Origin of the sequence: Acinetobacter seifertii (assembly GCF_016064815.1) — a bacterium.
GTDB classification, from domain to species: Bacteria; Pseudomonadota; Gammaproteobacteria; order Pseudomonadales; family Moraxellaceae; genus Acinetobacter; species Acinetobacter seifertii.
Genome location: NZ_CP065820.1, coordinates 2,690,569 through 2,708,364 on the forward strand (window position 1 = coordinate 2,690,569; position 17,796 = coordinate 2,708,364).

Genomic DNA, 17,796 nt, shown 5'->3' on the forward strand with positions numbered 1-17,796 from the left:
CTTCTCAAATTATACAAACGTTTCAAAAGGTGATCGGATTTCTGTTATTGCTGTTTTGTCAGAGCTTGCTTGAGCCAATCTTCTGAGTGGATTACTCTGCTGACTTGAAGGCATAAAGCTATTTTGACTAACAAATGATTGACTTAACTTAGATCCATCACTCCCTCCCAAAACCTGTTCCATCGCCATTGGTAATAATGCTTTAGCACCTTGATCTTTGATTTTTTTAACCGATTCAATCTTCTGCTGTACAGATTTCACATTGCTCGCAAGTTGGCTCAACTTTTTAAAGTCATTTTTCAATGTTTCAGTTAACCCTTTACTACCAGATGCAATACCAATGCTGCCTTCTACATCATTTTGATTTGGCCACTCTACCTTCCGTTTAAAATCACTTGCCTCATCCCAAGGATTACGTGGGTCTGGATCGAACAGAACTTTCACTGAGCCCGTTGCCAAACCTGAAACACGAGCAAAACCTTTATCGTCTAGCTTGCCATTAACAACTTTGCCCAAATTATCAGTTACGGTATAACCAGCTCCTTTAACAAAAGCTCCATGTGAATAGTCATGCAAAAGCTCAAGTACACCTTGTGCACGTTTTGGTGGTGGTGGCAAACTAGATTGAACACTTGCCGATGCGCCACCTTGGAACACATGCTGCCCAGCTTTCACCTCAAACTTACCGCCAGTGACAGGGAAAATACCCGAACCATTAATCTTGATTTGAGAACTACCGGCTGTAATAACAATTTCTTTAGAAGCATTAATAGCAATTTTGTCTTCTGTTGAAATAATCTGAATGCCTTTACGAGCAATTAAATCTGCTCCATCACCTTGGGCTTGTATTTCAACTTTTCCTTTGTCCGCATACAACCGCGCTCCCTGTTGCGCTGCAAAAAGGCTAATTTTATTTTGGGCGTGTGCAATCAGGTTCTTTTGAGTGCTTAGGTTAATGCTGTCTCCAGCGCTTTGGCTTAACTGAGCATCTGCACTTAAATGAATGTCTTCATTACTGGCTAGAGCAATACTATTAGGTGCGCTTAATATCATAATCGCTTGCTTAAATAGAGCAGCTTTGTCTTTATCTTGTTGCTCAATTTGTTCCAAGAAAGTTTTTAAGTTCTCAAGCACTTCCAATGGGTCAGTTTGCTGGTTTTTAGCAACTTCACTCAGTGCCTTAGCATTATTAAGGCCACCTTCTATTTGTTGCTTAGCGTTGGCTGCGTCTAAATGTGTGCCTTGAGCTTGGTCTTGTTTATGAGTGGTAATGAGTAAGCCTTTGCCTGCTCTAACAGCACCCCACTGGTCAGTTCTCAGTTCAAAACCTTCACCACGACCATCACTTGTCGCACTGGCTTTTGGATGGCTTAAGTTACCCAAATTTAGCTGACTGGCCGCATGGCTACTTTGTAACTGGGCACTAATTTGTCCAGTAGTATCATCAAGACGTAACTGGTTAAAACCTTTACCACCTACTTCTTCTGAGCTGATGCCACTCAATTTCTTAGTGTCTGGTAGCTGTCCTTTCTGGTCAAACTGGGTTGGATGTCGTTCAGCTTCGTGAATGCGGCCCGCCACAAACGGGCGGTCAATATTGCCATCAAAGAAATTAATTACAACGATTTCACCCACGCGTGGTAAAAACCGTGCCCCATAACCCTTTCCAGCCCACGGAGTTACCACATCGACCCAAGCCGAATCAGTGTCATTGCCGTTACTTCCAGCCCCCCCATCATGGCGATGGTCATCACTGCGGGTGAACAAGAAACGAACTTTAATGCGTCCCCATTGATCGACATGAATTTGCTCACCCTGTGGCCCTACGACTATGGCACGTTGCACAGAGGCGTGAGGTCGATTCTCTAAAGGTTGATACGCAGGCACAACCTTAATATTACGGCGTTGTAAAATCAGTTCATTACCTTGGCGCTCGTCTGTATGACCAACTTGCCAATGGCTTTGTTGAACTAAAGCTTGAATTTGCTGGTTTAAATCTTTGGGTAAGTTATTTTGGTTGTAGTAATGCTTCCCGATAATCAGAAACTCTTTATCTGCACCGTCATGAAGATCAATTTCAGGATGTTCATTGAGTTCAAACCAGTAGCCAACTTGGGTATCCCGTACTGTGGTTTTTGCAATAAACTGCTTAGACTGAGCATCATGATAAGCACTTAGGTTCTGATTGAACTTTTCTAGTTGTTGGTTACTTGCTGAGGTTGCCCCATCTTCGCCTTTTAAATCCTGCATCCATGCCGGGCTAAAGTGCCATGCATCTTCAAGACTTAAGCTTTGATTGTCATAGTTGGCACTATGTTGATGTGTACTTTGTACACTGCCTGCCCCATCTGTTTGTTGCAATACATCTGACTGCCAACGCTGCACAAAAACAGAAGTCGGCTGTAAACTACGATCAGCCATTAGACTAGTCATACTGTCAAATTGTTCAGTTGCATGACTTCGATGGTAGCGAATTGTTCTTCTTGTTAAAGCTTGATATTGGTTATTGTCATCAATAAGACGTAACTTTTGTGGCTGAATATGATCTGTATTGCTTGGTACAGTAAGCTCAGCTTCATCAATGAGCCAGCTCATGCCTTCACTACGCCATAAACGAGTTAAAAAGTCATAGTCACTTTCATTGAGCTGCATTACAAAAGGACGGACATCGTAGGTCTGTTTCAACCCGCTCAAATCTAAAGTCAGACTAGATGCAAATAATGGACTTTTCCCCTGCCATTCCTGAAAAAGAATCTCACTAATTTCTTTCACACTCTTGTTCATAAACACACGACTGTTTCTGCGTTTATGCCAGAGATAAGTTGGATCACTTATGGTGAGTTTATATAAGGTTAGAGCACCATCACTTTGCCCCTGTGATGCTCCTGTAATAATACCTGTAGTACGGAAAAAACTTCCTCGATCTGTTACTTGGTCAACAGCAACCCGCACTCCAATAAATGTCTTGAGTGCAATATGGGCATTAGTTGATAAGCAAATCAGCTCGGCTCTCATGCCCTGATTAAGAGAATGTTGCCCATCTATACGTTGTAAGAAAACCTGACTATTCAGTGATGCATCTGAAAACTGGAGATACACCGAACGATGTTGTGAGAGAAAACCTATACTCTCTAAAACTTGGGAAATATTATTAAACATTACATTTTTATAAATTGGGGTCATAATCAACTATATTTTATAACAAAATATACAGAACTGTCTATTTTATGGTATTTAAAAATAGGTTTACATGCTGATGAATTACACTTAATTAATACTAAATTAATGGTGAGCACTACTCACCTACAATGCTCGCACTTCAGTAATCCCAAGCTCTACCATTAATTTAAAAATTCATTTATGTTAAACAGATAGGCTTAAAGAAATACTCCACGGCTACATCCCTGTGTTCCAAACTGTTTGTACCTAAAAACTCAAACATTAAACCATCTATTAAGTTTAAAACCATCTCAGCATCTGGTTTTAACGCATGTATTTCTAAGCTAAAAATCAAATCAAAAATCTCATGAAGCAACCATTTCCTATACTCAACTGCCATACGGTAAGCCTGCGGGTAAGCTACTTTAATTTCAAAAAAGGCTTTAAGTAACAAGTGATACAGACTATTAGAGTTAACATGTAGTACCACTCTTTCTTTGAGTTTATCGATAGGCGTGCGGTAATGGCTCGAATAAATAATCGCGAGCACTTCTTCTTTAAGTAAACTTTTTTGAAAGGCAATGCACATTTCAATCAGGCCCTCTTTTGAACGAAAGTAGTTGTAAAGCGTAGCTTTTTGAACTTCGGACTCTTTGGCAATCAGATCTACGCCTGCTGTGTGGAATCCGTAAGTTGTAAATAGTCGAATAGACGTACGGATAATGTGTAATTTTTTGGAAGAGGTTTCTAAATTTCGCATAGTTTTTACCGTTATAAATTCTTGTTGTTTCTAAAAGAGAAAAAAGCCTGTGCCCTTTTTGGGAGAAAAAAAGGCACAGCAAAGCCATAAAGACTGTGCTTGGCACATCTCAAGTTTTATTGTTGATACAATTTTTTGAGCCGTAATGACTTAAAGCCTGAGAACCCTAAAGGCCATCAAGCTGTTTAAAGATGATTTAAGTGGTGTCGTTATAGCTTTTGGCATCGAGAGCCAAGAAATAATGAATGTGCAAAGCCAACTCCTTCTATTGGGAGTTCTGCCAGACACTAAAATTATGGTGGCAGAACGGAAGAGGGTTCGCGGACTGGTTTCGACTCCAGCACACCCGAAGGTGTCCCTCTCCCGTCCTACCGCTACGGGAGGAGACGAGGAGATGCTCACACAAAACTATTCCTCAGAAGAAATAATCCTGATGTGGTCGAAAACAGCGGTCCGCGACGACCGACTGGCAATGTGGCCAGCAGGCAAAGGATAGTGTTCAACCCTTTCACAGTCAAGCACACAAAATGACATTTGCTTTAAAATAAATCATTAAAAAGTAAGGGTAAATAATTTAATTTTATTATTAAATTAGGATTTATAAAATCGAAGAAATTTATATAGATATATAAATTTTGATGCGTCAAAATGAATGCTTATTTTAAAACCATTTATAAAAAACTGTAGATGAGTCTAAATATAAGAGGACATTGAATGAAGAACTTTCTAACCAAGAAAATGTATACAACTAGAGCTTTATTTTTTGCTGTAGGCGTTATGGCTTTAAATGTTTCCCCTATTGTTATTTCTACTACTCATGCAGCGACAGAACAAAAAATGGATAATTTATCGACTAAGCTTTCATCAATTTTTGCAGATAAACCCGTAGAACCTGCTTTATTTAGTCCTCAATTTTTAGGACAAGTTTCCATAACACAAATTCAAAAAATCGTTGATGACTTAAAAGCCTCTTTAGGCACTCTTAAAAGTATTAATATTTCTAATGGTTCAGGAACGATTGATTTCGAGAAAGGCGAATTACCTGTTTCAATTAGCTTAGATGAGCAAGGGCAAATTAGTACCCTTTGGTTTAGCGCGCCTCATTTTAAGACCGTAAGCCTAGACGAAATGGTTAAAGGTCTACATGAAAATGCAGTCGGTAAAACCTCTCTTTTAGTTGTTGTAGATAACAAACCTGTGGTTGTTGAAAATGATAAAACTCCAATGGCTGTGGGTTCAACTTTTAAGCTACTCATTTTAAAAGCGTATGAAGATGCGATAAAAAAAGGTGAATTAAAAAGAGAAACTATAGTCTCTTTAAAAGAAAAAAATCGATCATTGCCAACCGGAGTCCTACAAACCCTACCTGCTGGCACACCTGTAAATCTGGAACTTCTTGCGCAGTTAATGATTCAAATTAGTGATAACACTGCAACCGATAGTCTTATAGATGTATTAAAAAAGCCTCGTATAGAGTCACTATCACCTAGAAACACCCCGATGCTAACGACACGAGAGCTATTTCAACTGATTGACCCAAGCAACGAAAAGCTAAAAAATAAGTTTAAAACAGGTACAAAGTCGGCTCGTCTAGAAGCACTCTCTGATTTAGACAAACTGCCACTTCCGAGTGTGAGTGACATTGGAAAATCGGCTACTTGGCAAGATGCTGAATGGTATATGTCAGCCAATGAGATTTGTCCTCTGCTTGAAAGTGTTCAAGATGCCCCTGCACTAAACAGCTCTTTAAATCCATTGTTTAAAAATTTAAATTGGCAAAAAATTGGTTTTAAAGGTGGTTCCGAATACGGCGTGATTAACTTTTCAGTGATTGGAAAAACTCAAAAGGGCCATAAAGTTTGTGCAGTATTTACCGCAAATGGAAATGAGCCACAGTCTGAGTCAAAACTAGCAATATTATTTACAGGCATACTCCAAGCAGTTGATTCTATGAATCGTTAAGCATATAAGCCCATCATGAGTGGCTTTTAGCAACGCCTTATGATGGGTTGATTTGGAGTTATACAGATACTCACGTACAGTCGTTTTGAAGAATTTATTATTAAATAAATAGTTGGTGATGAGGATGCCATTAATTATACCCGTAGCGATTGATGAGGGTGCGCTAGAGGTTCTTTGGTATAGCCCTTTTGAAAATATTGAAGATATTATGCTCTGGTGGGAAGCACAAGAAAGCATTGATATATATAAATATAAAACTGACTTAGAAGCCGCTGAGGCTATTCTATCAAATGGCAAAATAGTGAGTGTTAAAACAGAAGAGCAATATGATCTCTACTATACAATAAGTGCAAAAGCTGAAACTGTAACGCTCATGATCGACACTGACTACAACTCACGCTTATCCTACAAAGGAAAGAAATATTTTCATAAAGGAAAGCTTATTTTCCCTCCCCCTGATCTGACTTAATGTTGCTTTGGGAAATATATAAAATAATTAGATAACTGATTTGTCTTGTTTTATATTCTTTGGTCATCTTTAAAAATAAAGACCCAAAATTAAAGTTAACACGTATAGGAAACATAATGGACATTTCATTAAGACTTGCTAACGCTGCCGATCTAAAAGCTATAAACGAACGATATGCTGAGGTTGACTTTGTTCCATCACATGAAGATGAACTTATTGTACTCGCTTCTATTGGTGAGAAAGTTGTTGGGCAAGGTAGAGTTGTGTCTATTGATTCGAATAGCGGCGAACTCGGTGGAATTTACGTCTTTCCTGATAATGAAGGGTTAGGCATCGCCCGCAAAGTGGTCGATTTCTTAATTAAAAATTCAGATTTTTCTGTGCTTTATTGTCTACCTTTTGTAGAACTAGATGGTTTTTACAGCTCGATGGGTTTTGTTCCCGTGAAAGACATGGTTCAAGTACCACAGGCTGTAATTAAAAAACATGAGTGGTGTAATAGTAATTACGACAAACCTGTTTTGCTTTTAGAAAGAAGTAAATGAAATAACACCCATAAAAAAACCGCCCCAGAAGGCGGTCGCTGAGTATAAACCAGCAGGTATATAGAAGTATGGTGGACGAATACTTCTATATTCTTTTATGAAGGATTTTTCTCGGTTTTCAGAAAATCTTTCGATTTAAAATAGCTAATAATCATATCTGCATGCTGTTCTTTTTGAGGCGCAGCGACTACAGGGAATGATTCTTTCGACATCTTAAATCCATGTGGAATGAGCTGTGAAATTGGCGGAAATTTAGGTTTTCCCCCTTCTGTAATCCGTTCAATAAAACTTGCCAACCAAAGTAGATACTCTCCTTCATTTTCAAACTTAGGCATTACACTTAAATCAACTTTGACTTTGCACTCACTAATCGGTTTAGTTAATTGCTCATCAAAATCGATGTAATTAAACTTAAGTTTAAACTCAGTCCCTTTAATGGCCTTACGTATCTGACTGATCAAACAATTCAGATTTTGTGTAAGGTCATTGGTGAATAAGTCGTCTTTTTGAATGTTCTTATAAACCTTTTCAGCCACGGCTAAATATTTTGGCATTTTTAACCTCCTCGATCTCAATTGTTATAAAGTTTTGATCTTAAAATGATTTATGGTTCTGATTATGATGAAACAAATGTAAAGGAGTGAAATGTTATTATTATTGAATGTAATTAGTTAAAGTGTTCTGTAAACCTTGCTAAACAATCACCTAAAAAAGTATGGTTTTGATAACTCATCCACAATTTTTCTAAATTATTAAGATTTCTTGAAACATTTATTTTCAATTAAAATTTACCATTTGGTAAAATTAATAAGGCCGCATTTGCTGATCTCGTCTTACCAACCCCAAAACCGATCTACGAACCCTAATTTCTTCTTCAGAAAATGGCAAATGTTCTTTTAACTCATCTATAGAAAGCGAGTTATTTTCTATTAAAAAACAGTCTTGTTCAGTTGTCCAATGTGAAGCAGCCGATTCAGTTTGTTTGTAGTATCGTTTCATATTTGCTAACAGAATTACACATATAAAAAGTTCGCCTTTAAGTACGAACTTAGCTTAGATTTTGTGGTGAATATTATTATAGCAGTCCACAGGCAATATATTCATTCCATGTTGTCACCAACCGCATACCCTAACTAGACTTCCACAATACAGGCATAAAACCTTAGTACATTAAGACCTACAATTTCCCTATATATGTGGTATCACCAGTTTTGCCTTGGGTATTTTTTGATAAATCGTCCATTCCAGCGAGTTGCACTGGCAGGTGCAACTAATAATCCATTTAAACCCTTATCTATATCTGGAAATCAACCATGATCTATTCCATATTGATCGTTTGAAAAATCCTTTAGTAATTCTCCATTCGTTTTAAAGCAGCTTCGCGAACAAACCGTACTGGGTCATCAGCAAGCCTTTTTAAAATATGAGCTGGAACCTTTTTATTGCATGTGACTCTCTCACGAACTGATTCACTCATATCTTGAGACAATAGATCAAAGAGTTCTGGGCTAAGCTTTCTTTTACTAGCAACTGTAGCCCGGACAGATTCATTCATATCACGCGCTAGAATTTCTAATATATTTAATGGCACAGTACGATTGTGTGCAATCCACTCTCTCATTTCAGGAAATCTGGAAATAATATCCATCCAAACAATATCAGGAGCCTCCTCATGGGCCGCACGGATATACTCATTACGTGCTTCACTAATTCGAAGTAAAACAAATTCTTCTGCTGAATTAATCATTTGTAGTACAATCTGATAGATTTAAATAGAAAATTTCATATTGATCATCAAGTAATATAACAGTGTTTTTTATGCAATTTATTTTCTGGAAAAAATTTATTAGTTTCAACATAGAAGTTATTTCTATCTCGTTTTAAAAATAACGGTCTATTCCGCAGTCTCTAAACTCATACATTAATCCTGAATAACTTGAAAAAAATGTGAGCGAAGAAAAAAAATGTCTACTTCCAGTAATTAAAGGATCATAAAAAGTTATTTTGAGGCCATCAGAAAAACCATTTGTATTTACAATATCATAGAAAGAATCTAGAGCATAACCTTTCAAATCCATGAAATCCTTAATAAATACAGAAGCCAGTGCGCCTTTTTTGAAATCCTTTACAACCTCAACTGCCATTGCATTATCGTCATAATTAACAGAAAAGACTATATAAAAATCTTTCACTTTAAATATAACCTTTTCAATTTCACCAACATTATCTACTTTATTGATAGATTGATCATCACTCTCATTATCGATTAATACATACACCTCATCTATAATCAAATTTAAATCATCCAAACTATTGATAAAATCAAAAAATTTTTTAACTTCCAAAATAAACCTCACATTATCGATATTACAACTATTTTCTTTTACCAGTTTTCAATTTTAAGCATTCTGCTTGCACTAGTACCTTTAACGTTCTTAAAAAATCTTTATTAGGAATTTTATCTTTCATCTATAAAAACTCTTCAAATGAAGTCTATTGTTAGTGTGAAGGAATCATATGGACATTTTGTCCCGTTCACCCCGTTTCTTCTTACTACACTTGCTACAGAATCATTAATAAGAGATTTAAATGCTCTAAATTCTTATGGCTGTCTTTTAGAAAAAATTTCGAAAATTTGAAAACCTACTTGTTCCCCCCTAAGAACAACTCTCTTTTCCGAAGAATCAGTTAAAAAAAACCTACTCCTAGTTCTATAAAGCCCCCAACATATCCTCCCGACTCATGTGCCTTAGGAATTCCCCCAATAGCCTTCATGATTACAAATAAGATGCCTTCTATTTAACTGTCTTAAATAGAATATTTTCAAAAAAACTCAGTATATATTATGCTACTTAGCTTCTGATTTCTTCAATTCACATATGACAAATACATTTTCTGACCACCAGCAAGTTGAGGTGGTGTCTACTTTTACTGAACTTGTAAATATACATTTTCAAGGACATAAAAATGCTATTTGTTGGCACAGAAATTTGGTGGGCGACTTTCAAGAAATTGTGACTAAGCTTGAGTTAAAAGAAAATATTACCGAAATTTCTACTGAAGACTTGCTAGCACTTGAGCTTTCAAAACAAGGTGATTTGGCTCGAGACATTATTTTAAAAGACATGCAGCTTTTAACTGATATGGGTGCATCACCTGTACTTAATTTACTTAAACACTATGAACGTGATGAAGAGCTAGATTTTATTTCAACAGATGTCTATTCGTTTCATGTTGATCGCTCGCCTATAGAAACCGATACTTTCTTATGTACCTATTACGGTGCGGCTAGTGATATTGTGCCTAATGATCAGGTTGAACAAAAAGTTTTAATTCCCGAAATTAGAGAAAAACTCAAAGCATTACATGATGAGGCGGAAGCCGAATTTGAAAGTTTTTTAGCAGAGTATTTCTTTGATTTACATTATCAGCCTAAAGCCCATGCACAACCGATAAATTTGGGTACAGGTCACTTGTGGCGTTTGGCAGTAGATCATCCTACTCAAAAGGTTTTACCGTGTGTGCATAGAGCACCCGTTGAAAAAGATGGAGAGTATCGATTGCTGTTAATTTGCTAGGTATTATCACTTAACCACTGTACAAGATATTTATTAGAGTGCTTATTTTTTAAAGCTGATAAGAAATGATCTAAGAAAGTTTTTAACATTTTCAATAAATCTGTTTGGCTGATATTTTCTGCATAACTCGGCACCCAGGTCCCATCATGGCTTTTTCCATAGCAGCTATAGTTTCCCTGATTAAATTTTAATAAAATTTCTCTACTTATACCCTGCTCATATAAATCAATTGAAGAATCAGATCCCAAATTTATCTCTCTTATACAAACAGGCAATTGCTCTAACAAAACAACCAGATCAGTTTCGATATCTACAGGCCAAAGCTCATTTGAAAAAGCCTGAATCTTAAACTGATTGAGTTTATTCTTAGAAAGTTCAGTACAAATATCTGTCAATACACTAATTTCGTTGTCATATTCATCATCGTATTGCCGCAACTGCGTAATGTCGAGTTCCGATGTGAGTTCTAATTGAATTAACATAGCTTACCCATACCTGAATTAATCCGCTATTACATAAGAGTTCATCAATTAAGATAAAAATCACCAATAAAAAAAGCCTATCCACTATTGGATAAGCTTTCGTGAAGCATTCGGAATGGAATATTAAGTTTATGCCAGTTTTTTTGTCTCCATAAAATCGACATAAGCAATTTGGGCATCCCAAAATTCATTCCATAAAGCGCAGTACTCCATACACAGCTCGGTAAGACTTTCATAATCATCTTTGGTTATGCCTTGAGCCAATGCAAACCACAAGTCATCTTCATGATCATCATCTGCTGCTTCTGATGTCTCGTCAGTCGACACACCATGTACATGGTAATAGCCACCACCCTCAACCTCAATTCCAACAGCCTTAGTCGCCTCACGTAGCGGAGGACTAAAAAGAATAACTTCTTCTTCTGCAACCGCAAGCAATGCAACAACTTTAATATAACTATCGTATGAAGATTCTAAAAACGTTCTTACCTGATCTGCGATTTTTGAAGGATGGTATGATCTTCGATCTTGTTCATTTAGACCATAATCATTAAGTAAATCTTCATAAAGTGGATAATGTGCATATTCAGGATTACCCAAATAATAATTATCTTGGTCTGTTCCAGGTCGAAAACCAAATTCATCTAGTATATTTAAACTTAATAAAACACGTGGGAACATTTTAGCTCCAGAGTGTAATTTCGGTTCTAATTGTTTAGTCTGAAATTGAGCCATTAATAAAGCATCCGTAAATACTTGTACAATAGCGTGACGATATTCCAAATGAATTTTTGTTAAGGTAAATTTATCAAGCTGTCCGTTATTTAAAATTTCAATTGCTGGATGTGTACATACTGGTAATTTAGCAATTTTTTCTCTTAATTGTTTGAGAAATGCTAGATTTTCTTCCCACTGTTGTGAAGGAATACTATTCTTCATCCCCAGTAAAGCTTTTTGTCTTGGATTATTAAAATCTTCAAATTTTTTTGACATAATCATTCTCAATAACAAATTAATTCTTATAGTTAGGTTTTGAGTTCTCCATTATTTTAATTGCGCATTCATTTGCTACTCAATAAAATTGTATACTCATCCCTAAACAATTCGATATTAGGTTTATTATTTACACAAATCAATCCATGTTTTAATAAATTTTTTTAATAAATTAATTAACAATTGATAGCAAAAAATATTGTGGTTTTTATTATTTCATCTGTTGTATTACGACAATCTTTTCAATATGATTGAAATTAACTTTTATAAGAGACCACTTTAAAAAGAAACGGAATTCAAAAGTTTACAATGGGGAAATTGATGTCAAAAAGAGACACTATTATAACAACAGCTATAGCCCTTTTTAATCAGAAAAGCTATAACGGCATTGGAATTGACAAAATTATTGCTGAATCTAATGTAGCAAAAATGACATTCTACAAATATTTTCCGTCCAAGGAAAATTTAATAGAATCATGCCTTTACAAGAGAAATTCAGATATTCAGGCAGCTATATTAGAAAGAATCAATACTAAAGATTTGCCTTTAGTTCAGCTCAGGAGCTTATTTGATTGGTATATTGACTGGATTTATACCGACGATTTTAATGGCTGCTTATTTAAAAAGGCGACCATGGAAGTTGTTCAAGTTTATCCTTCAGTAAAAAATCCTATTAACGACTATCGTGAATGGATCTATACACTTGTTTTTTCGATATTAATTAAAGTTTATGTTGAGGATCCTGAAGCATTAACTACACTCTTTCTGAATATTCTTGATGGCATTATTATTGATGGCACAATTGATAAAGGTTTAGTTAATCGGGAAAAAACATGGTCTTATATTATTAAAATAATTGAGCTTGAAAAGACAGAAGCACGCATCGCTAGTTAAATTATATAAAAGAGATTTTTACATCAATTAAAAGATCTCTTTTAAAATTTCAGTTAACATCAAATTTATTAAAGCCTTATATTTACTCAATGTAATATAAGGTTTTATATACCTCTTATATTATTCTCATACGATTAAGCGATTTTTTAAGTTTCAGGATGAGAAATCCTTGAGCTAACACGTTCAATTTAAAATTCTTCGTCAAACTATCCATTTCTCTTCATCAAAGAGTCTTAGTACAAAGCATTCAGACAGCACTTGATTAGAGTTTGATGGGACTAAGATGAAATTATTCTTTTTTTAGTCAATAAAAAAGCCCTCAAATGAGGGCTTTTTCTATTCTACAGTACTAATTACTGAGGAATGATGTTTGTAGCGCTAGGGCCTTTTTGACCTTGCACAACATTAAAAGTCACGCGTTGACCTTCATGTAAAGTTTTGAAGCCAGAAGAAGCGATTTCTTTGAAGTGAGCAAAAACGTCTGGACCTGAATCTTGTTGGATAAAACCGAAACCTTTAGTTTCGTTGAACCACTTAACTGTACCAGTAGCTGTGTTGTTAGACATGATATACATCCTATTGATTTTTAAGAACTTGTGCCATGAGACATGACGGGTTTAACTTGGAAAAAATAACGAATTGAGCTTAAGATCTTAAAAACGGAGGATTATGAATAAAGCTTCGATACTAAAAGAGGATTTACTAAACTAATAAGTCTTTTTTCTAGTTGACTTCATTATACATCAAAAGAACACTTATTCAAGCAATTTATATAAATTAATTTACTGATTCTACAGTAAACATTCGCTTACATTTGTAAAAAACAATTACAATTTATTATATAAACAAATAGTAAATAATTTTCTATTTAATAGTTTAAAATTTTAAAACTATACTAAATAGAAATATAACTACAAATAATCAATAAAAAAACAGACTCATAGTCTTTATCAAATACAACAACTTACAATTTTTAAGTATATTTTTATATAATGTTAAACATCATTACTACTTATTAATTTTTTGAATAAGCACATAATTAAAAATATTTAAGAAATTTATCTTTAAATCACAATTAAAACAAGAAAAATTAAACATATTTTTAAATTATTAAATAAATTAAATGATTATTTTTATTTTATATTCTTTTTTTAAATAATCGAATTAGCAACAACTGCAAAGAATATACCAAACTGGACCATATAACTTTGAAAAACTGGATGTGTTCACTAGCCCTTAAGCTTCATAACATATCTTTGGCTTAGATCTAGCAATAAACCTATCTATACCTTCTTTGAATTTAGGGAACTATCATGCACCTACATTTTATTGTTCATGAAGATTTTGAAGCACCTGGAGCATATGAAATTTGGGGTCAAAATAATCACTGCAAAATGACATATTCAAGAGTGTATTTAAATGACCCCTTACCTTCTACGGTTGAAGACATAGATTTCCTGATCGTGATGGGTGGCCCACAAAGTCCAGATACTACAGTTGAAATGTGTCCTCATTTTAATTCACTCGCTGAACAAGCGGTTATTAAGAAAGCTATCCAAGCAAACAAAGTCGTTTTAGGCGTATGTTTAGGTTCACAGCTGATTGGTGAAGCTTTAGGTGCCAAGTTTGAACATAGCCCTGAAAGAGAAATTGGTAAGTTTCCTATTATGCTGACAGAGTATGGTTTTAAAAATTCTCTATTTTCACATTTAGGAAGAATGACAGAAGTTGGCCACTGGCACAATGATATGCCCGGGTTAACGAGCGATGCAAAAATTATTGCTTTTAGTGCAGGCTGTCCGCGACAAATCGTTGAATACTCAAAATTAGTTTATGGTTTGCAATGTCATATGGAACTAACGCCTGAAGTTGTTGAATTACTCATTCAACATTCAGCAACTGAACTCAATCAAGCTCATGATTATAAATTTGTTAATACCCGAGAAGAATTGAGGAGTCATGACTATAAAGAAATGAACCAAAACTTGTTTATTTTCCTAGATAAATTAAAAGATAAGTATTTAAAACTTAGCTAAATAATGGCAAAGCCCTTTTAATAGGGCTTTCTTTCATAAAATTAGATGATCTATAAAGTTTAAATTCGCTTTTGCACCGACAGTAAACGAACATAATATCGCAGCAACAGAATCCCAATTAGTAGATGGTCGCTATACAATATCTAATAAAATGATAGTCCCTGTCACACATAAAGCGGCTGATATGCCAAGTTAGCTTTTAGACTTTAAGATACCTATATAACACTTTCAACACGCATTTGTTCTGCGCACTTTAGTGCATATTCCAAATCTTTTTGTAAATCGATCACCGATTCTAGTCCGATATTTAAACGTACTAAATAACCATCTTTAGGTAGATTCGTATGGGTTCGATAAGCTTGTCCAACAGGTAAAATCAGACTTTCAAATCCACCCCAAGACAAACCAATGTGAAATAATTGCAACGAATCAAAGAATTTTTGCACATAAGAAGATTCAGACTCTTTTAAATAAAAAGCAAATACTCCAGATGAACCATGAAAATCTCTCAGCCACAAATCATGATAGGGGCTTGTTTCTAAAGCAGGATGAAGAACTTCCTTAACAGCCGGATGTGTTGTTAGAAATTGCGCAATAGTTAGAGCACTATTTTGATGCTGTTTTAATCTTACTGCCAAACTTCGCAAGCCACGTGATGCTAAATAAATGTCGTCTGGGCTTGTGGTCTCTCCAAACAAATGTCCAGTTTTCGTGAGTTGTTCGTATGTTTCAGCATTTGCAGTAGCCACGCCCATGAGTATGTCAGAATGACCACCAATGTATTTGGTTACGGACTGAATAGAGATATCAGCACCATGCTTTAAGGGTTGAAAAAGTAACGGCGTTGCCCAAGAGTTATCGACTAATACTTTTGCGCCATATTGATGACTAATTGCAGAAATTGCCGCAACATCACTCAGTTCAAATGTCATTGAACCTGGTGATTCAATAAACACCACACTAGTACGATGATTAATTTTTTCAGTTAATGCCTCAAGGTTAGTAGAGTCAAAATATTCAACACTTACCCCCATTCTGGCTAATATATTGTCAGCAAAATTTCGTGTTGGGCCATAGATATTATCGGCAATCAAGATATGACTATTTGCCTCTACACAAGCCATAAGTGCATGTGTACATGCCGATAAGCCAGATGGAAACACCATACTACCCGCACCACCTTCAAGTGCATTGATTGCACTTTCAAAAGATTTAGCTGTTGCAGCACCGAAACGGCCGTAATGTCGATACACCCCACCATTGCGTTTAAATTCTTCCCACTCACTAAAGCTATTTACAACAATAGTCGAACCACGAAAAACAGGTGTATTGACTAAACCATCAAAGCGCTCGGGTGTTCGTCCTAAATTAATGACATCTGTGCTGAATTGATTCACTTTTATATTCCAAGAAACGTATCAACTTTATTACCAATTCATGATAGTGAGATTTCAATGGATATAAATTTTAATCTTTTCTATTTTTTATCTTTATATTAGATTTTTATTTCCTATTTTTACTTTAAATTAGAATTTTAATCCAATATTTACTTCTCAAAGTAAAATATGATTTTATAGCGTACTTTGTATTGATCTGCTTATTGTTCGAACTTGCTGTTATAAAAGGTACTTCTCACACTATTCTTCATCCATGATTTGCTGGATACGCTTTTGGTAATTATTTAAAAAATCATGTGTTACGCGGAAATGTTCCGTTTGCTCATACTGGATTTCACGGATTCCTGTGTCAGAAAAGTGATAGATTTTAGCGTTGGGATAAGCCAGTAAAATTGGGGAATGCGTTGCAATGATCAGTTGTGACTGGTTTTTGCATAATTCATGAATAGCCGACAAAGCGACAAATTGCATGGTAGGTGAAAGAGCAGCTTCAGGTTCATCTAATAAATAAAGCCCTTCACCTTGTAATTTATGAGTCAGCAACTTTAAAAAACTTTCACCATGTGAACAAGCATGGATATTGCCCCCATAACTTTTTACATAGTTCAATTCATTCATATATGTGCCGACATTGTAATAACTCTCGGCTCTTAAAAAGTAATAGTCTTTAGGCTTTTTAAAGCTTTTAATCATTCTTAAATACTGAAATAAACCTGATGAACTACTCGCTGAATTAAGTCGCACATTTAGAGTGCCGCCTTCTTCGGAAAAGCCAAGTGCCAAAGCGATGGCTTCCATAATCGTCGACTTACCAGAGCCATTTTCGCCAACAAAAAAAGTAACGTCTGGATGGAAGCTTAATTGTTCAATATCATTAACAGCTGGTATTGCAAAAGGATAAATTGACCAGTCTGTCTGCATATTTGCTTTAATTTGTACCGAACGTAAATAAGGCTTAGCTTCTAGCATTGTTGCTGGTCCTGAATTTTTAATAGTATTCGCCGTTTTTATTAGAAAAAATTTAAAGGAAGTTCTGTCGTATATTTAATTTGCTCCATGGCAAAACTAGAACTCACATCGGCCAATCCGTTAATTTCAATTAATTTTTTATAAACTTTATCGAACTCAGCAACATCCGATACAGCGACTTTAAGTAAATAATCTGTTTCACCTGCCATTCTATAAACTTCAATAACTTCATCGATGCTATAGATATGAGAGTGAAATTTTTGAATCCACTCAATATTGTGTTGTGCTGTTTTAATAAACACCATCACAATCACATTAATGTTGAGTTTTTTACGGTCTAGCAAAGCGACTTTTGCACGAATAATACCCTCTTCTTCCATCTTATGTATTCTGCGCCAACAAGCCGTGTTGCTTAATCCCACCTTTTCCGCAATATCACCTATTGCCAATGTGCAGTCCTTCTGTAGAAGATCTAATATTACACGGTCATATTTATCTAAATTTAACTTCATACCTTCAAGCTTCTCTGCACTATGTATTTGCAATAAATCA

Annotated in this window: 18 protein-coding genes; 6 read left to right on the plus strand and 12 right to left on the minus strand. The window is 35.4% G+C overall.

The genetic code is table 11. The features are described from left to right. Nucleotides 1-9: 9 nt before the first annotated feature. Both I8T81_RS12475 and I8T81_RS12480 read right to left on the minus strand, forming a co-directional pair. Nucleotides 10-3,159, minus strand: a complete 3,150-nt coding sequence (locus I8T81_RS12475; RefSeq protein WP_198071342.1) for a type VI secretion system Vgr family protein — start codon at nucleotides 3,157-3,159, stop codon at nucleotides 10-12. Nucleotides 3,160-3,358: 199 nt separating this feature from the next. Further along, entirely contained in the window at nucleotides 3,359-3,919 is a 561-nt protein-coding gene (locus tag I8T81_RS12480; protein ID WP_198071343.1) for a TetR/AcrR family transcriptional regulator, read from the minus strand. 714 nt (nucleotides 3,920-4,633) lie between these two features. Between I8T81_RS12480 and I8T81_RS12485 the strand changes: the two genes are divergently transcribed. The 3 genes from I8T81_RS12485 (at nucleotide 4,634) to I8T81_RS12495 (ending at nucleotide 6,895) form a co-directional block, all read left to right on the plus strand. Further along, nucleotides 4,634-5,881, plus strand: coding sequence for a serine hydrolase (locus tag I8T81_RS12485; protein WP_198071344.1), 1,248 nt, complete (start codon nucleotides 4,634-4,636; stop codon nucleotides 5,879-5,881). A 124-nt stretch (nucleotides 5,882-6,005) separates the two neighbouring features. Then, the gene (locus tag I8T81_RS12490; protein WP_151684504.1) at nucleotides 6,006-6,350 is read left to right on the plus strand and encodes a hypothetical protein; all 345 of its coding nucleotides are present in this window, start codon (nucleotides 6,006-6,008) and stop codon (nucleotides 6,348-6,350) included. 116 nt (nucleotides 6,351-6,466) lie between these two features. Continuing rightward, nucleotides 6,467-6,895, plus strand: a complete 429-nt coding sequence (locus I8T81_RS12495; protein WP_151684506.1) for a GNAT family N-acetyltransferase — start codon at nucleotides 6,467-6,469, stop codon at nucleotides 6,893-6,895. 95 nt (nucleotides 6,896-6,990) lie between these two features. Here I8T81_RS12495 and I8T81_RS12500 read toward each other — a convergent pair whose 3' ends face one another. The 4 genes from I8T81_RS12500 to I8T81_RS12515 form a co-directional block, all read right to left on the minus strand. Then, nucleotides 6,991-7,449 carry a hypothetical protein gene (locus tag I8T81_RS12500; protein ID WP_077164220.1) on the minus strand — a complete coding sequence of 153 codons (459 nt, stop codon included), beginning with the start codon at nucleotides 7,447-7,449 and terminating at the stop codon, nucleotides 6,991-6,993. Between the two features lie 250 nt (nucleotides 7,450-7,699). Further along, complete coding sequence (locus tag I8T81_RS12505; protein WP_100291390.1) at nucleotides 7,700-7,894, minus strand: hypothetical protein; 195 nt, start codon at nucleotides 7,892-7,894, stop codon at nucleotides 7,700-7,702. Between the two features lie 349 nt (nucleotides 7,895-8,243). Next, nucleotides 8,244-8,642 (minus strand): hypothetical protein, encoded by a 399-nt coding sequence (locus I8T81_RS12510; RefSeq protein ID WP_198071345.1) that lies wholly within the window; start codon nucleotides 8,640-8,642, stop codon nucleotides 8,244-8,246. Between the two features lie 133 nt (nucleotides 8,643-8,775). Continuing rightward, nucleotides 8,776-9,240: a hypothetical protein gene (locus I8T81_RS12515; protein WP_198071346.1), complete on the minus strand. Its 465-nt coding sequence runs from the start codon at nucleotides 9,238-9,240 to the stop codon at nucleotides 8,776-8,778. Between the two features lie 534 nt (nucleotides 9,241-9,774). Here I8T81_RS12515 and I8T81_RS12520 point away from each other — a divergent pair. Continuing rightward, nucleotides 9,775-10,473 (plus strand): DUF1826 domain-containing protein, encoded by a 699-nt coding sequence (locus I8T81_RS12520; RefSeq protein WP_198071347.1) that lies wholly within the window; start codon nucleotides 9,775-9,777, stop codon nucleotides 10,471-10,473. Here the strand turns inward: I8T81_RS12520 and I8T81_RS12525 are convergent. Together I8T81_RS12525 and I8T81_RS12530 are read right to left on the minus strand one after the other, a co-directional pair. Next, nucleotides 10,470-10,955, minus strand: a complete 486-nt coding sequence (locus I8T81_RS12525) for a hypothetical protein (RefSeq protein WP_198071348.1) — start codon at nucleotides 10,953-10,955, stop codon at nucleotides 10,470-10,472. The two genes, I8T81_RS12520 and I8T81_RS12525, sit on opposite strands and share 4 nt — an antisense overlap. A gap of 129 nt (nucleotides 10,956-11,084) precedes the next feature. Beyond that, complete coding sequence (locus I8T81_RS12530; RefSeq protein ID WP_049065761.1) at nucleotides 11,085-11,948, minus strand: heme oxygenase-like domain-containing protein; 864 nt, start codon at nucleotides 11,946-11,948, stop codon at nucleotides 11,085-11,087. 321 nt (nucleotides 11,949-12,269) lie between these two features. Between I8T81_RS12530 and I8T81_RS12535 the strand changes: the two genes are divergently transcribed. Further along, nucleotides 12,270-12,842, plus strand: a complete 573-nt coding sequence (locus I8T81_RS12535; RefSeq protein WP_039252003.1) for a TetR/AcrR family transcriptional regulator — start codon at nucleotides 12,270-12,272, stop codon at nucleotides 12,840-12,842. A gap of 353 nt (nucleotides 12,843-13,195) precedes the next feature. Here the strand turns inward: I8T81_RS12535 and I8T81_RS12540 are convergent, their stop codons facing one another. Then, complete coding sequence (locus I8T81_RS12540) at nucleotides 13,196-13,408, minus strand: cold-shock protein (RefSeq protein ID WP_002054492.1); 213 nt, start codon at nucleotides 13,406-13,408, stop codon at nucleotides 13,196-13,198. A 747-nt stretch (nucleotides 13,409-14,155) separates the two neighbouring features. Between I8T81_RS12540 and I8T81_RS12545 the strand changes: the two genes are divergently transcribed. Then, the gene (locus tag I8T81_RS12545) at nucleotides 14,156-14,878 is read left to right on the plus strand and encodes a type 1 glutamine amidotransferase (RefSeq protein WP_198071349.1); all 723 of its coding nucleotides are present in this window, start codon (nucleotides 14,156-14,158) and stop codon (nucleotides 14,876-14,878) included. Nucleotides 14,879-15,093: 215 nt separating this feature from the next. Here I8T81_RS12545 and metC read toward each other — a convergent pair whose 3' ends face one another. The 3 genes from metC to I8T81_RS12560 form a co-directional block, all read right to left on the minus strand. Next, entirely contained in the window at nucleotides 15,094-16,275 is a 1,182-nt protein-coding gene (gene metC / locus I8T81_RS12550; RefSeq protein WP_198071350.1) for a cystathionine beta-lyase, read from the minus strand. A 240-nt stretch (nucleotides 16,276-16,515) separates the two neighbouring features. Then, entirely contained in the window at nucleotides 16,516-17,244 is a 729-nt protein-coding gene (locus tag I8T81_RS12555) for an AAA family ATPase (protein WP_198071351.1), read from the minus strand. A gap of 41 nt (nucleotides 17,245-17,285) precedes the next feature. Beyond that, on the minus strand, nucleotides 17,286-17,756 hold the full coding sequence (locus I8T81_RS12560; RefSeq protein ID WP_004702573.1) for an Lrp/AsnC family transcriptional regulator: 471 nt from the start codon (nucleotides 17,754-17,756) through the stop codon (nucleotides 17,286-17,288). Nucleotides 17,757-17,796 lie beyond the last annotated feature (40 nt).

Excerpts from the sequence above, each read along its gene's own strand:
- I8T81_RS12480 (WP_198071343.1), bottom strand. The coding sequence starts at position 3,919 with ATGCGAAATTTAGAAACCTCTTCCAAAAAATTACACATTATCCGTACG.
- I8T81_RS12475 (WP_198071342.1), bottom strand. The coding sequence starts at position 3,159 with ATGTTTAATAATATTTCCCAAGTTTTAGAGAGTATAGGTTTTCTCTCA.
- I8T81_RS12500 (WP_077164220.1), bottom strand. The coding sequence starts at position 7,449 with ATGCCAAAATATTTAGCCGTGGCTGAAAAGGTTTATAAGAACATTCAA.
- I8T81_RS12510 (WP_198071345.1), bottom strand. The coding sequence starts at position 8,642 with ATGATTAATTCAGCAGAAGAATTTGTTTTACTTCGAATTAGTGAAGCA.
- I8T81_RS12525 (WP_198071348.1), bottom strand. The coding sequence starts at position 10,955 with ATGTTAATTCAATTAGAACTCACATCGGAACTCGACATTACGCAGTTG.
- I8T81_RS12485 (WP_198071344.1), top strand. The coding sequence starts at position 4,634 with ATGAAGAACTTTCTAACCAAGAAAATGTATACAACTAGAGCTTTATTT.
- I8T81_RS12505 (WP_100291390.1), bottom strand. The coding sequence starts at position 7,894 with ATGAAACGATACTACAAACAAACTGAATCGGCTGCTTCACATTGGACA.
- I8T81_RS12495 (WP_151684506.1), top strand. The coding sequence starts at position 6,467 with ATGGACATTTCATTAAGACTTGCTAACGCTGCCGATCTAAAAGCTATA.
- I8T81_RS12560 (WP_004702573.1), bottom strand. The coding sequence starts at position 17,756 with ATGAAGTTAAATTTAGATAAATATGACCGTGTAATATTAGATCTTCTA.
- I8T81_RS12490 (WP_151684504.1), top strand. The coding sequence starts at position 6,006 with ATGCCATTAATTATACCCGTAGCGATTGATGAGGGTGCGCTAGAGGTT.
- I8T81_RS12545 (WP_198071349.1), top strand. The coding sequence starts at position 14,156 with ATGCACCTACATTTTATTGTTCATGAAGATTTTGAAGCACCTGGAGCA.
- I8T81_RS12555 (WP_198071351.1), bottom strand. The coding sequence starts at position 17,244 with ATGCTAGAAGCTAAGCCTTATTTACGTTCGGTACAAATTAAAGCAAAT.
- I8T81_RS12535 (WP_039252003.1), top strand. The coding sequence starts at position 12,270 with ATGTCAAAAAGAGACACTATTATAACAACAGCTATAGCCCTTTTTAAT.
- I8T81_RS12530 (WP_049065761.1), bottom strand. The coding sequence starts at position 11,948 with ATGTCAAAAAAATTTGAAGATTTTAATAATCCAAGACAAAAAGCTTTA.
- I8T81_RS12520 (WP_198071347.1), top strand. The coding sequence starts at position 9,775 with ATGACAAATACATTTTCTGACCACCAGCAAGTTGAGGTGGTGTCTACT.
- I8T81_RS12540 (WP_002054492.1), bottom strand. The coding sequence starts at position 13,408 with ATGTCTAACAACACAGCTACTGGTACAGTTAAGTGGTTCAACGAAACT.